The organism is Pseudolactococcus yaeyamensis, from assembly GCF_054658615.1.
Genome location: NZ_BAAGGP010000081.1, coordinates 1 through 13,063 on the forward strand (window position 1 = coordinate 1; position 13,063 = coordinate 13,063).

Genomic DNA, 13,063 nt, shown 5'->3' on the forward strand with positions numbered 1-13,063 from the left:
TGAAGATATTGAAACAATTCATTTTGAGGGCTATCGTGATGAGACTGAAAAAGAGTTTGCTTCTGAGTATGAAGAAAAAATTAAGAATGTACCTTATCCTAAAATTCACTTGAACTAAAAGAAAAAGGAGCAACTAAAGCTTTGAGCAGATAAACCTTGGCTACCGAACTTAGGAGAAAATATAGCGACACCAAAAGTTGAAACTGAGGGCAAACGTCACCTCAAAGTGCCACTAGGCTTATTAGATATACCAAGTGATCAAACACAAGAAAATTATGATTTTGACCTTACCAAACAGGGTAATACCGTTATCTTTGCAAGTAGTGGTTATGGTAAATCAACTGTTCTTCAAACACTGGCTTTGAATTTGGCGAAAGCAAATACGCCGGAACAAGTCCAGATGAACCTACTGGACTTTGGGAACAATGGTTTATTGCCACTCAAAGATTTACCACACGTGGCTGATATTGTGACACTTGAGGAAGAAGAAAAACTTCAAAAATTATTAGATAGCATTGCAGAAACGCTCGCAGTTCGTAAGAAAGCATTCAAGACTGCAGGTGTTGCGAGTCTTGAACAGTATGAGTCTAAGACGAAAGAGTCTCTACCAATTCTTGTCAATATCTTGGATAATTATGACGGTTTAAGTCAAAATGACAAGCGTAAGGAAAGTATTGATAACTTACTTTTACAAGTGTTGCGTGATGGTGCTAGTCTAGGTGTGTATCTTGTCTTTACAGCCAGTCGAACCGGTGCGGTTCGCATGAACATGATGAGTGCGATTTCAACTAAAATGGCTTTATACCTCAATGAAGAAAGTGAGATCACAACCATTATGGGACGTGAGAAAGTCCTTCAAGAAGCCAAAGTCGGTCGCGGTCAGGTTATGGTGGATGTGCCAAGAGCGATTCAATTTTACTTGCCAGTTGAGGGAGACAACAGTACGGAGATATTGGAAAATCTTGAGAAGGAAGTTTTGACCCTTGATGAAAACTGGACGGGTGTGAGACCTGCGAAGATTCCGATGGTTCCTGAACTATTGACAGCTACACAATTCAATACTGTAGTGACTGAAAAAGAGGATAATAAATTCTACATTGGTCTAAATAAAGCAGATTCAGCAGTAGAGAGTTTTGACTTGTTTACTGGTAATAGTATTGGAGTTTTCTCAGCGAATAAAAAGCAACTCGGTTTGTTAGCACCATTCTTAATTGAACAATTCTTTGAACAAAACTGTGAAGTTATCATCATTGATGCTTTGAAAGGCTTGGAAGAATTTTCGGATAAAGCGAAACTTTACATTTCAAGGGATGATATTACCAACCATTTAACAGAGTTGAAAGAAACAATGGAGTTCTTAATGTCACAAAAAGACTCTGAAGCGAAACAAATTATCATATTTAACGGTATTGCAGATATTTTGGAAAAGAATTTTTATCAACAAGCACAATTCATATCTTTGATAGAGCAGAATACAAGTCAACGTCAACTGATTTTCATGGATTATCAGACAAAAGTTGGGGATAATTTTGCTATGCCAACAGTCACTGTGAAAGAGAATATCACTCAAATATTATTTGGTGGTGAGTTAAGCAGTCAACATTTTATCGAAAACTTGTCTATGGCAGTCAAAAATGAGTCGTATCAAAAAAATGTTTTACATTGTGTAGCGGATGAAGAATTATATCACATTGTAGTGCCAATATTACAAGAAGAGGTGTAAGCAAAGATGGTAGATGAACAACTAAAATTTCTTGGTTTGGGAACTGTCATAGAAGTGGATGACATGGATGCGTTGAAAGATACAAAATATGTTGTGATTGCACGTGCGATTGGGCAAGATTCAAAAGGTGAAACGATCCTTCGTTATATGCTTGCACCACATCCTTTTGGAGATGTACCTGATCAAAAAGATAATATTTTGAGAATCACAGCCTCACAGATCAAACAAGTTATTTATGAAGGTTACACTGATGAACTGGATGAAAAATTACTTGATGATTTAGAAAATTCGATGAGGGGAACTTTGGCACAAGTAAAATCAAGTACTAAAACAGAAGCAGATGAACAAAATAATTCTGTTGAAACAGTAAAACAAGCAATACCCCTTGTAAAGCAAGAAACAAAAAATATTGCAGAAATTCAAAAGATTAATGAACAAATGATGTTAAAAAAAGATCCATTTTATAAATTTAGAAAGATGAAGGAGGAAAAAGCAAATGGCAGGACCGATTAAATCCAATACAGGGATAGCCAATGATGCCGTATCTAAATATGGCAATTCAGAAAATATCAATTCCAAATCCAGTTCATTGGGTGAAAGTAACCTTTCAGGTATGAAAAATGCTGTAACAGTATCCAATAAAATTGTTGGTGATATGATTACACTACAATCCGGTATAAAAAAACAAGCAGGAAAATTTCCGAAACTTGCGTCTGCGATTGAACAACGTGACAAGCAAGATGCAACTTCTTTGTTGAACAACACATGGGGGTGGTAGCGTGAAAGATAAGAATGCAGAAAAACGTTATGCCTATGATTTGCAAATCATGGAGAAGGAACGTGAAACCGAAGAATTGCACATTCAAGAACGTCAGCTAAAACAGTCGCTTGAAAATTTTGATCGTGACATCACACACAGTTTTCAAACATTAACGGCAATTGAAGATGAGCTAAACCAAAGAAACCATGGGAGTAGTGGTTTTAATGAAACGGAACAAAAAAGAAGATACCTTGCTCAAGTCATTTCGACTCAACAAGAAACACAAGACTTGCAGTTTAAGCGCCTCAATCAAAAACTAGAAGATGAGCGAGAGAATTTATTAAAAGAAAGGAATGATTTAGCATGGGACTAATTTATAATCCAAGTGAATCACAGGATTTAGTGTCAAATTTCCAAGCCAATATTTCTACTTGTGAACAAATCATCGCTGATTTGAAGAAAGGGAATAATCACCTTATTGGTGTGTTGAATAGTAAGCAGTTGAGCGGTGCAGCTTTCAATGCTGGACTAGCTATGTTTTCGCAATTAGTTACTCCTACAGTAGATAAAGTAGATACAAGTATTCAAGACATCAAAGCAAAACTGCAACAATTTTCGCAGTATACAGCAGCGGTAGGTGGTGAAATTCTTGATGAAGACAAACTGAACCAACAACTTGAAGAGTTACGTCGCCAACAAGCGACTTTGACTTCTCAAATTCGGGTTTATCAGAATCAAGCCAGAATTAATGATGATCCAGATATGGCAACGATGTGTTACAGTTATGCGAGTGACCTCTCAAATTTTATGACTACAGTTCAAGATGATATTCGAAAAGTAGAAGAAAAATTAAAAAAACTTCATGAATTAGACATGAAGACATCATCATTATTTAGTGAAGCACAAAATGAGATTCAGAATTTATCGACTGCTATATTGGCGGTCAATAGTGTTAGTATTGATAGTTCAGGGAATTTTTCTATGAAGTGTAGTGAAAAAGACTTGGCAAAGATAAACAAATTCTTGTCTGATAAAGGTTCTAAATCTAAAAGTAAGAAAAAGAATGAAAATTTTGACTGGAAGAAAGCTGGTAAACTGATAAAAGGTGCTTCATCTGGAACAATAGCGAGCGTGACGATTTCAGGTGTAACCTATAAGATAAAAGCAACAGATTTAGCAAAATTAAAAGATATTTTAAAGAAACATAAAGCAGGTAAATTTGAATACAAAGGTGTCAGCTACTTTTCTAAGGCTGGCATTAAGTTAAAAGACTTTAGAGGTGGTAAGAAATCTAGCTTCCAAGTTATCAGAAGCATATCAAAAAAACTTGAAAAACCATTAGATAAATTACAAAATACGAAGACTTTGAAAAAAGTAACTTCTAAAATCCCTTCTTATAAGCATAGTACGATTAGTCGAGATTTAGCCAATTCAAAAGCAGTAAAAAGTATAAACAAAATTACTGGTTCGGGTCAAACCTTTAAAGAGGCAGGAAAAATTGCAAAAACTTTCAAAATTGCTGGCTGGGTTGGTACAGCGGTAAGTGTGGGCAGTGATTATTCAGGTTTGAAGTCTAAAGGATTTTCAAATGGAGAGGCAGCAGCATTGACTGCGACACATACAGCTGTTAGCGTTGCTGGTTCTGCAGCAGGCAGAGCTGCTGGAACATATGCGGGAGCTGCGATTGGAGGAGCAATTGGAACCCTTATTCCAATACCGGGAATAGGGACAGGAGTAGGAGCTGCTGTTGGTAGTGTTGTTGGAGGTATTGTTGGTTCTGCAATTGGGGGCTGGTTTGCCAATAAAGTGAACAAGGAGATTGATAAATCAGCTAAACATAATAAAAAAGGGTTATTTGGTTTTGGGTGGTAGGATGAAAATTTACGATACTCGAATATTTATAACGTCAGATATTTCAGAAGGTTTTGTTATATCAGGACGATACAATAGAAAAACAGAAAAAATTAATTGGTATGATTATTCAAAAAATATGAACGTCCTTCAAGAGGAGAGAATCATTTCAAAAATTTTATCATATGGTGTACTAAGTTCACCGCTAATTATAGTGCCTTTAATTGCTTTGTTATCAGATAAAAATTCATCTTTAACAATAGAAAAAATGTTAGGGGGGGGAATTAATTTTTGGATATTAACAATTATTTTTGGTTTTTTAGTAACGAATTCGATCCTATATAGGATTGGAAAACATCAATTCTATGGTGAAGAAATACCCGAACTTGGAATTATCGTTGAAAAGAATGTTATAACTTGTCAGATTGATAGAGGATTGCGACGTTATAGAACTGATGATAACTCACTTAGTTCTTCAGGAGCAAAAATTCCTTCCTTAAGTTTATTATTTATAATTTTAATACTGGTAGGAGTTACAGGAGCTTCCTATTATGCATCTAACGATTCTACCGCAGGTTTTGGAGGACAGTTATTATTCTATACCATTTTAGTGATTTTAATTGCTACGCTAATTTCATTGGTACAACTAGCAATTCCTGTTTATCATGGACTTCTAAAATTAGAAAAAAATATTGATTTAAAAGTAAAACAGCTAAATGCAGAAGAACTACATGAGGAACTCAATAAAGCAGAATTATTCTATAAACAACATAAGGTGAGTAAAAAGGTAATAAAGCGTTATTTAGCTGAGTATAAAAAATTATTGCAAGAAAAAGAAATGGCTGATAAAAATGAATAATAATAGGAATTGGTGAGATGTTTAATTATTTTAACCCTTGGATTTCACAGGATATTACCATTTCGATTGGTGGCGAATATGATCTTAAAAAGAAGAAAGTAATTTGGCGTGATTATTCAAAAAATAAAAAGGTACGTCAACAAGAGCAAACAATTTCTAAAATTTTATCCTATGGTGCATTAAGTTCCCCCCTTATCATGGTTCCCTTGCTTAATTTATTTTTTCATGGAAAGCGTTCTTTACCACTTATAGACCTTTTGGGTGGGAAAAGTAATTTTTGGTTATTGACTATCTCCCTTGGGCTCCTCGTTTCGCAAGCTGTTGTGTACCATGTATATCTGATGTTTAATGAAGGAAAAGTGTGTGATACAGAGCTACCAATAATCGTTCAAAAAAAAATTATAACAAATGATATAAATATACGGATTCGACATAATCAGGGGAATGGTGGTCTTGTCAATGCAATCTTTTCAAGGATTCCTTATTTACAATGGCTTGTTGTGACACCTATTTTTGTAGTATTTGCATTAGGAGCTTATTTGGCTGTTAATGATAGCGATAGTGATCTGTCAGGACATTTGTTCTTCTATATTATTTTAGTCATTTTAGTTGCGACAATAATTGGGTGGTCTCAACTTGCGCTCCCAATAATGTTTATATTTCTAAAATTAGAGAAAATGTTTGACTCTAAAATTAAACATTTAAATATAGAGCAACTACAGGAGGAAATCAATAAAGCAGAGCAATTCTATAAAAATCATCAAGTTAGTAATGCAGCGATAAAGAGATATTTAGCTGAATATAAAAAAATATTGAAAGAAAAAGAAATGGAGATAAAAAAATGAATAACACTGAAGAAATTTTCGACACAATTTTACCAATTGGAAGTATTGTATTGACTGAGAACGGAGAAGTTCCTCTTATGATTGTTGGAAGAGCTTCGCTTTTTGAGCAAGATGGTGAAACAGGATATTTTGATTATTCTGCCGTTACTTATCCACAAGGGGTTACTGATGGTAAAGAATTTATCTTTTTTAATCGTGAAAATGTAAGCTCTATTATATATTTTGGGTATGTTAATGCAGAAGAACAAGAGTTTGCAAGTAAGTATGATAGTTTAGTTTCTAACTCAGGTTATGAAAAGTTTATAAGTTAGATTATTAGCTGTTTGTTGGCAATCTAGCGTAAATATGCAATTCAGGAAATGTCAATTCCAAATCCAGTTCATTGGGTGAGAGTAACCTTTCAGGTATGAAAAATGCTGTAACAGTATCCAATAAAATTGTTGGTGATATGATTACACTACAATCCGGTATAAAAAAACAAGCAGGAAAATTTCCGAAATTTGCGTCTGCGATTGAACAACGTGACAAGCAAGATGCAACTTCTTTGTTGAACAACACATGGGGGTGGTAGCGTGAAAGATAAGAATGCAAAAAACGCTACACTTATGATTTGCAAATCATGGAGAAGGAACGTGAAACCGAAGAATTGCACATTCAAGAACGTCAACTGAAACAATCGCTTGAAAATTTTGAACAGGACATCACACGTAGTTTTCAAACATTAACGGCAATTGAAGATGAGCGAGAGAATTTATTAAAAGAAAGGAATGATTTAGCATGGGACTAATTTATAATCCAAATGAATCACAGGATTTAGTATCAAATTTCCAAGCCAATATTTCTACTTGTGAACAAATCATCGCTGATTTGAAGAAAGGGAATAATCACCTTATTGGTGTGTTGAATAGTAAGCAGTTGAGCGGTGTAGCTTTCAATGCTGGACTAGCTATGTTTTCGCAATTAGTTACTCCTACAGTAGATAAAGTAGATACAAGTATTCAAGACATCAAAGCAAAACTGCAACAATTTTCGCAGTATACAGCAGCGGCAGGTGGTGAAATTCTTGATGAAGACAAACTGAACCAACAACTTGAAGAATTACGTCGTCAACAAGCGACTTTGACTTCTCAAATTCGGGTTTATCAGAATCAAGCCAGAATTAATGATGATCCAGATATGGCAACGATGTGTTACAGTTATGCGAGTGACCTCTCAAATTTTATGACTACAGTTCAAGATGATATTCGAAAAGTAGAAGAAAAATTAAAAAAACTTCATGAATTAGACATGAAGACATCATCATTATTTAGTGAAGCACAAAATGAGATTCAGAATTTATCGACTGCTATATTGGCGGTCAATAGTGTTAGTATTGATAGTTCAGGGAATTTTTCTATGAAGTGTAGTGAAAAAGACTTGGCAAAGATAAACAAATTCTTGTCTGATAAGGAGTCTAAGTCTAAAAGTAAGAAAAAGAATAAAAATGTTGAAACGGATTTAGATTTATCAGATCTGGATGTAGGCTTCAAAGCTCACGCAGGAAAAGAAAGTAAAGGTGACAAAAGGAATGGTGTTTCCGTTACTGCTATGGAAATAGAAGGGGAAGCAGGCATTACACTAGGTGGGAAAACTAAGAAGAAAAAAGGTAAAGACAGAACGCTTTCTTCAGGAGTAGGAGCAGGAGCGGAGGCAAAAGTAGGAGTGACGGCTGCTGAGGCTGAAGGACATGGACAAATTGGGGTTGATAAAACAAATGTGCATGGAGCTATTAGGGGAAGTAGTCATAGTGCTGAAGCACATGCAAATGTAGGAATTGGTGCATTTACCAATGAGAATGGGAAGCCAGAATTTGGTTTGCAGGCAGATGCGGGGGCTAGTGCATATGTAATAGAAGGGGAGGCAAAAGCAGGATTTACATTATTTGGCATTAAGGTAGATGTTTCTGGTAGTGCTGGCGTGGGAGTAGCTGCCGAAGCAAAAGCTGGGGTAACAACACAAAAAGCAGAGGCAAAATTTAAATTAGGACCATTTGGATTGGGGATATCAATAGATGCTAGTGGAATGTTCAGTGAGCTGTTTAAATGAATAAACAATTCAAATTAAAGCAATCGGGTAATTCAGAAAGTTTTAAAATTCTAAAATATGAGCCAAATTCTGATACGTGGGAGACAGTTTTTGATATTGAGCAAGATGCTGCTAATCGTGCTTATAAGATAAAAAATAATGAACAAATTTTTGTCGTTTATGATAAATTTGAACAAGTTTCAAAAACAGAAAGAATTTTGGGAAGAGATTTACAAAAAAGTGATAACAAAGTAGTTAGAAAGCGTGTTCATAATTTTTTGAAAATAGCTTATTGGGAATCTTACTTTGAAAATAATGGTGAGATTTACAGTAAGGATTTGCTCTCTTCTGGCACAAAAGGTACCATCTATCCTGTCAATAAAAATGGTATTCCTATTGCTGTTTTCAGTCGTTCAATTGTCAAGATAAATGGTCAGTTTCAACTTGAATTATCAGTAGTGGATTGGGCTACTGATGATGATGTTAATCATATTCTTCTATTTTATATAGCAGAATATATTGCTACTCACAATTTATCTGATGTTGGTTTATTATCAGTAAATGTGAATGTTTCTTATGCGTTTAATAATAGAAAAATTTTAACTCAAGAACATCTGAATATGCTACCTCTGGAGAAAAGACCTACAAAATTTGAAGCATTTAGTTGGTATTATGCTGGACTTGCGCTTATTTATCCATTATTTGCGATAAAGGTAATGAACCACACTTTAAAACCACTTCTTTTTGCACTTGGTTGTATTGGTGCAATATATTTAATAATTCTAGGAATAGTAATTCTTACGAAGAATATGAAAGGATCAAAATGAAAAATAATAAAAATTGGTTATCAATCGGAACAACTGTATTACTGGAAGGTGCTACACAGCCTTTAATGATTGTCGGACGTTATCAGCTTGATGACGAAAATAATGTTTATGATTATGTAGGAGTATTAAATCCGCAAGGATTTGAAGATGCTAAATCTATGTATTTGTTTAATGAAGGAGCAATTTCTGAAATAATATTTAAAGCTCCTGTAACAGATTACGAAGACGCATATTTAGATAAATTAAACGATTTTATTGAAGGAGAGAAATAAAAAGTTATGAAAAAAAATATTTTAATATTTATAACTTGTCTAGGTTTTCTATTATTTTTAACGGGTTGTAAAGGTTCAAAACAGATTCAAGGAACATGGAAAGCACAGGATTCAGCTGATACTAACGTTACAATCACTATTTCTAAAGATACTATTAAAATTGGTAAAGAAACTTATGATTACACGCAAAATGTTGTTGGTGTAAAGAATTCGTACCATTATTATGGTCTAAAAATTAACAAGAAAATGTATTCACTTATCATTCCAGAAAAAAAGAAGGATGTTGCTTTGCTACTTCAACCTGATTCAGAGGATAATTATCTTTTAGGAAGTTTGGTTTATGCTATGAATAAAAAATCTCAGCCAGATTATAAAGAATATGTGAATGAATATTTGAATTAAGGAGCAACTAAAGCAATGAAGCATAGACCAACTCTCACGGATAAACTGAATAACCACTATCGTAAGATGATGCTTGTCACAGGTATTTCTCTGTTTGTCGTGTTGTCTGCTTTGGTTGTTCTTCTTGTTTTCCTGAATCAAAAGCCACAAACTAAAGTCAAAGCTAAAACACCGACAATCGCTTTGGTCAATGAAGATATTGCCTCAAACTTTAATCACCAAGACTATAACTTTGGTAAAAGCTTCGTTGACTTGGTTTCAAATGATAATAAGTATAACTGGCAAGTTGTGTCAAGGTCAGTAGCTGACAAAGCGTATTCAGATGGTTCGGTTGATGCGGTCATCTATTTACCCCAAACATTTTCAAAAGATTTGTTGACCTTACAGGATATTGATCCGACCCAAGCAGATGTTGCCTATAAGATTCAACCACAAGTGGATGAATTATCTGAGAAGATAGTCCAAGACAAAATCAGATCAGTCTTATACGATTTCAATCAAAATGTTGTCAAGATGTACTATTCAAGCGTCGCAGGGAATATTGCTGAAGCTGAAACCCAGATGAATGCGACAGTTGGTAAACAACAGAATTTAGTTGCTGGTTTATCTAGTCAAGTTCAGAATCCGTTTAAATCTAGCATGCCCAATTATACGAGCTTTATTTCTGGAACGAGCAGTTTGAAAGGTATCAACCAAGCCAATGTTGCCATGCAAAATAGCTTTACAGATAGTACGAAAAATCTGATGAAACAAACTGGCGAGAGTTTTTCAAACCAATTGCCGCAGATTACCGATTATTTCGATACACAGAAGAAAATCGCAGGCATCAATGTAGACAATGCTAATAAAGGGATCACAAATCAAGCTGAAAGTGACCAAACCTTTTATTACAAACAATTTGAGGGCTTGAACACAGATATAGTCAATGGTTTAAATGAGTTTTATCAAAAGGACACATTGGGGAATGAAACAGGTCATTTAGCTGACTTGAAACAGAAGGTCACAGACTATAATACCTTTATTGATGACGTTAAAGGTGATATTTCAGACCAAATCACAACGCTGACTGATAAGCGAAATGACTTACTTGGACTTGAAACTGATTTATACAATCAATTTTTGGCACAAAATCTAACGGTAACAACCGATAATTTTGACAGTTTCAGTAACCTACAAACCCTTTCAAATTCAAGAACTGCATTAGCTGCCAAACTTCAAACCTCTCTTGGTAGAGCTGATAATTTAACTGGTAGCGCTTATTTAACGCAACTTCAAACTCTGATTAGCAGTCTGTCTCTAACTGATTCTGATTATAAATTGGCTGATTTGGTGGCGAATGGTACGATTGATGATGCCACAAAAACGAAATACGAACAAGAATTACAGGTCATTCGTCAATATGCGACTGCTTTCAATTTGAGTAGTGGGACAGTGACATTGGGAACCGTTCCTACGGTAGATACGGTTAATCAATTATTGACACGAAATGTCAAGATAACCGTGCCAGCGGAAACAATTTACAAATCTTCAGCCTTTCCATCCGAAGTGACAGTTACTGCGGTTACTTCAACAGGTATAACAGTCAATAGCGATAATAGTGTCACATTAAGCAATCCAATACCAACCAATCCTGATGGGTCAACTGGAATTGGTAGTCCTAAGACATTTGAGTTTAATCTAGTTGTGGCATTAGGAAATAAAACTGCCTATAATTTTGCGACGACTTGGAGAAATCAAACAGCAACTAATACCATTTTGTCAACGACAACGGATACCTTTGCTTTAGTCCCAATGGCAAGTACGACAAGTTATAACCAATATGTTAATGATAATTTTCAAACTCTAACAGGCCTACTTGGGAAAATTGATAGCACCTCAAGCATGATTGCGACACTTTTCGCAAGACCCAATGCTGATTACACAAGTTTACTTTCAGCCACAAGTCCGACTGATTTTCAGACCGCGAGCACAAGTTCCATTTTTAATATGTATGGCAATATGGATTTAACGACACTTGCCAATCGGTTAAGCAATCAAGATGTGCAAGACTTTCTGACGATGGGACAGAGTGATTTGAATAAAATCATTCAGACCATAACGGATTTGAACAGCTCCATTTTGGCACTACAAAAGGATGAGTCGACTTTACAAAACCATCTTTCAGGGGATTACTTTGCGGATAATTTGTCTGCACTAATGGATTGGCATACGAAAACTGTAGCGAAAATTGATGATACCTACAAAAATTGGCAACAACAAAGTGCAACGCTACTTGGTGTAGTAGACTGGAATAAATACGATAGCTCGAAAACAGTGCTCTATACTGAAACCAATAATTCGCTCTATGAACAAATCCAAACTTTAGTGACAACAACTGGAAAATCTATGACAACAATCGCAGAAAGTTCAACTGCTGTTAAGGATAATTCATCACAGTTTGAGGAACTGGTTAATCAAGCAACATTGACGCAAAAGGATGCTCAAAATCTCCTTGTCAATACGGACAATTTGGTCTCTACAGGAACTCAAGGTGTTGATGAATCTAAAGGGTTCTTCGGTGACTTTTCGAAAACACTTGCCAATACGAGAACAAAGGGTGCTAATACGCAAAACATTTACAATTTCTTTGCGACGCCGATTGCGACAACGAATACGACACCAAAACAAGATAAGGTCGCTGATGCGAAGAAAGCCTTTGATGTCCGTTGGGTTGTTGTGTTTAGTATTGGCTTGGTGGCAGGTGTGTTTGTGATGATTGTGGGACAGTTGGTATTACAGAGGAAGCAAGAAGGCAAAGGTAATTTATTATGAAAAGTGAATATGTCGAAACAATGAACCAAATCAAAGCTCCAAGAGAGTTAGTAGAAAAGACCAAAAAGTTGATTCGAGAAGAACTTGAAAAAATCGAAAAGGAAAGGAAAAAGGAAGATGACAGTGAAAAAAAGAAATAAAGGAATTGTTATCTTGATTTTCATGTTATGTGCTGTGATTGCAGGTATTGTTTATCATAAAGTACAGGCAGATGAAAAAGCAAGAGAACTAAAAATGGAAAAGCCAATTCCAAAACCTAACAAAATTCCCAAAGACAAATCGGATATGAAAACATTTAAATCTGAATAATAAGCGATAATCCAGACAAGAGAGCTATCTTTTTTCTGGGTTATTTTTCTATATAGAGAATAGTTTTGCTTTTAAAAGTTTAGAATATGCAGTGTTATACCTTAAAATGAATAGGAATTCCATTAAAAAGTTAAATTAATGCTATTAATACAAAATAAGTAGTATAATAGTGCTGATATATTGATGCTTTTGAGTGCGATATTACTCATTTTCTAAGTCTAGTGGTAATAAGTCAAGTATTAATTGTAAATTTATTTTACAAGATTTATGAAACTAAGGTACACTAAATAAGCCTACGAAAAATTCATTTTTTCGCAAGTGCTATCAAGGACTTGTGCTC

Annotated in this window: 17 protein-coding genes; all 17 read left to right on the forward strand. The window is 35.0% G+C overall.

Features of this window, described 5'->3' with window-relative positions; all coding sequences use genetic code 11:
- Positions 1 to 181 precede the first annotated feature (181 nt).
- The 17 genes from ACYQ21_RS12640 to ACYQ21_RS12720 all read left to right on the forward strand — a co-directional run bounded on the left by ACYQ21_RS12640 (position 182) and on the right by ACYQ21_RS12720 (position 12,723).
- Positions 182 to 1,723, forward strand: coding sequence for an FtsK/SpoIIIE domain-containing protein (locus ACYQ21_RS12640; protein WP_460058805.1), 1,542 nt, complete (start codon positions 182 to 184; stop codon positions 1,721 to 1,723).
- Positions 1,724 to 1,729: 6 nt separating this feature from the next.
- Positions 1,730 to 2,236, forward strand: a complete 507-nt coding sequence (locus ACYQ21_RS12645; protein ID WP_460058783.1) for a DUF4176 domain-containing protein — start codon at positions 1,730 to 1,732, stop codon at positions 2,234 to 2,236.
- The gene (locus ACYQ21_RS12650; RefSeq protein WP_460058784.1) at positions 2,220 to 2,501 is read left to right on the forward strand and encodes a hypothetical protein; all 282 of its coding nucleotides are present in this window, start codon (positions 2,220 to 2,222) and stop codon (positions 2,499 to 2,501) included. Before ACYQ21_RS12645 ends, ACYQ21_RS12650 begins: the two co-directional genes overlap by 17 nt.
- Position 2,502: 1 nt before the next feature.
- Positions 2,503 to 2,856 carry a hypothetical protein gene (locus ACYQ21_RS12655; RefSeq protein WP_460058786.1) on the forward strand — a complete coding sequence of 118 codons (354 nt, stop codon included), beginning with the start codon at positions 2,503 to 2,505 and terminating at the stop codon, positions 2,854 to 2,856.
- Positions 2,847 to 4,355, forward strand: a complete 1,509-nt coding sequence (locus ACYQ21_RS12660) for a T7SS effector LXG polymorphic toxin (protein WP_460058788.1) — start codon at positions 2,847 to 2,849, stop codon at positions 4,353 to 4,355. Before ACYQ21_RS12655 ends, ACYQ21_RS12660 begins: the two co-directional genes overlap by 10 nt.
- Before the next feature lies 1 nt (position 4,356).
- Positions 4,357 to 5,193 carry a hypothetical protein gene (locus tag ACYQ21_RS12665; protein WP_460058790.1) on the forward strand — a complete coding sequence of 279 codons (837 nt, stop codon included), beginning with the start codon at positions 4,357 to 4,359 and terminating at the stop codon, positions 5,191 to 5,193.
- A 17-nt stretch (positions 5,194 to 5,210) separates the two neighbouring features.
- Positions 5,211 to 6,038, forward strand: a complete 828-nt coding sequence (locus tag ACYQ21_RS12670) for a hypothetical protein (protein WP_460058791.1) — start codon at positions 5,211 to 5,213, stop codon at positions 6,036 to 6,038.
- Entirely contained in the window at positions 6,035 to 6,349 is a 315-nt protein-coding gene (locus ACYQ21_RS12675; RefSeq protein WP_460058793.1) for a DUF4176 domain-containing protein, read from the forward strand. The genes ACYQ21_RS12670 and ACYQ21_RS12675 overlap by 4 nt, the downstream gene beginning before the upstream one ends.
- A 95-nt stretch (positions 6,350 to 6,444) precedes the next feature.
- Positions 6,445 to 6,609: a hypothetical protein gene (locus tag ACYQ21_RS12680; protein WP_460058795.1), complete on the forward strand. Its 165-nt coding sequence runs from the start codon at positions 6,445 to 6,447 to the stop codon at positions 6,607 to 6,609.
- 39 nt (positions 6,610 to 6,648) lie between these two features.
- The gene (locus tag ACYQ21_RS12685) at positions 6,649 to 6,825 is read left to right on the forward strand and encodes a hypothetical protein (RefSeq protein WP_460058796.1); all 177 of its coding nucleotides are present in this window, start codon (positions 6,649 to 6,651) and stop codon (positions 6,823 to 6,825) included.
- Positions 6,816 to 8,123, forward strand: coding sequence for a T7SS effector LXG polymorphic toxin (locus ACYQ21_RS12690; protein ID WP_460058797.1), 1,308 nt, complete (start codon positions 6,816 to 6,818; stop codon positions 8,121 to 8,123). Before ACYQ21_RS12685 ends, ACYQ21_RS12690 begins: the two co-directional genes overlap by 10 nt.
- Entirely contained in the window at positions 8,120 to 8,929 is an 810-nt protein-coding gene (locus ACYQ21_RS12695; protein WP_460058798.1) for a hypothetical protein, read from the forward strand. The genes ACYQ21_RS12690 and ACYQ21_RS12695 overlap by 4 nt, the downstream gene beginning before the upstream one ends.
- Complete coding sequence (locus ACYQ21_RS12700; protein ID WP_460058799.1) at positions 8,926 to 9,201, forward strand: DUF4176 domain-containing protein; 276 nt, start codon at positions 8,926 to 8,928, stop codon at positions 9,199 to 9,201. Before ACYQ21_RS12695 ends, ACYQ21_RS12700 begins: the two co-directional genes overlap by 4 nt.
- 6 nt (positions 9,202 to 9,207) lie before the next feature.
- Complete coding sequence (locus ACYQ21_RS12705; protein WP_460058801.1) at positions 9,208 to 9,603, forward strand: glycosyltransferase; 396 nt, start codon at positions 9,208 to 9,210, stop codon at positions 9,601 to 9,603.
- Between the two features lie 15 nt (positions 9,604 to 9,618).
- On the forward strand, positions 9,619 to 12,414 hold the full coding sequence (gene esaA / locus ACYQ21_RS12710) for a type VII secretion protein EsaA (RefSeq protein WP_460058802.1): 2,796 nt from the start codon (positions 9,619 to 9,621) through the stop codon (positions 12,412 to 12,414).
- On the forward strand, positions 12,411 to 12,554 hold the full coding sequence (locus ACYQ21_RS12715; protein ID WP_460058803.1) for a hypothetical protein: 144 nt from the start codon (positions 12,411 to 12,413) through the stop codon (positions 12,552 to 12,554). The genes esaA and ACYQ21_RS12715 overlap by 4 nt, the downstream gene beginning before the upstream one ends.
- Positions 12,532 to 12,723: a hypothetical protein gene (locus ACYQ21_RS12720; protein WP_460058804.1), complete on the forward strand. Its 192-nt coding sequence runs from the start codon at positions 12,532 to 12,534 to the stop codon at positions 12,721 to 12,723. Before ACYQ21_RS12715 ends, ACYQ21_RS12720 begins: the two co-directional genes overlap by 23 nt.
- Positions 12,724 to 13,063 lie beyond the last annotated feature (340 nt).

Excerpts from the sequence above, each read along its gene's own strand:
- ACYQ21_RS12645 (WP_460058783.1), top strand. The coding sequence starts at position 1,730 with ATGGTAGATGAACAACTAAAATTTCTTGGTTTGGGAACTGTCATAGAA.
- ACYQ21_RS12650 (WP_460058784.1), top strand. The coding sequence starts at position 2,220 with ATGGCAGGACCGATTAAATCCAATACAGGGATAGCCAATGATGCCGTA.
- ACYQ21_RS12660 (WP_460058788.1), top strand. The coding sequence starts at position 2,847 with ATGGGACTAATTTATAATCCAAGTGAATCACAGGATTTAGTGTCAAAT.
- ACYQ21_RS12665 (WP_460058790.1), top strand. The coding sequence starts at position 4,357 with ATGAAAATTTACGATACTCGAATATTTATAACGTCAGATATTTCAGAA.
- ACYQ21_RS12670 (WP_460058791.1), top strand. The coding sequence starts at position 5,211 with ATGTTTAATTATTTTAACCCTTGGATTTCACAGGATATTACCATTTCG.
- ACYQ21_RS12675 (WP_460058793.1), top strand. The coding sequence starts at position 6,035 with ATGAATAACACTGAAGAAATTTTCGACACAATTTTACCAATTGGAAGT.
- ACYQ21_RS12680 (WP_460058795.1), top strand. The coding sequence starts at position 6,445 with ATGAAAAATGCTGTAACAGTATCCAATAAAATTGTTGGTGATATGATT.
- ACYQ21_RS12690 (WP_460058797.1), top strand. The coding sequence starts at position 6,816 with ATGGGACTAATTTATAATCCAAATGAATCACAGGATTTAGTATCAAAT.
- ACYQ21_RS12695 (WP_460058798.1), top strand. The coding sequence starts at position 8,120 with ATGAATAAACAATTCAAATTAAAGCAATCGGGTAATTCAGAAAGTTTT.
- ACYQ21_RS12700 (WP_460058799.1), top strand. The coding sequence starts at position 8,926 with ATGAAAAATAATAAAAATTGGTTATCAATCGGAACAACTGTATTACTG.
- ACYQ21_RS12705 (WP_460058801.1), top strand. The coding sequence starts at position 9,208 with ATGAAAAAAAATATTTTAATATTTATAACTTGTCTAGGTTTTCTATTA.
- esaA (WP_460058802.1), top strand. The coding sequence starts at position 9,619 with ATGAAGCATAGACCAACTCTCACGGATAAACTGAATAACCACTATCGT.
- ACYQ21_RS12715 (WP_460058803.1), top strand. The coding sequence starts at position 12,411 with ATGAAAAGTGAATATGTCGAAACAATGAACCAAATCAAAGCTCCAAGA.
- ACYQ21_RS12720 (WP_460058804.1), top strand. The coding sequence starts at position 12,532 with ATGACAGTGAAAAAAAGAAATAAAGGAATTGTTATCTTGATTTTCATG.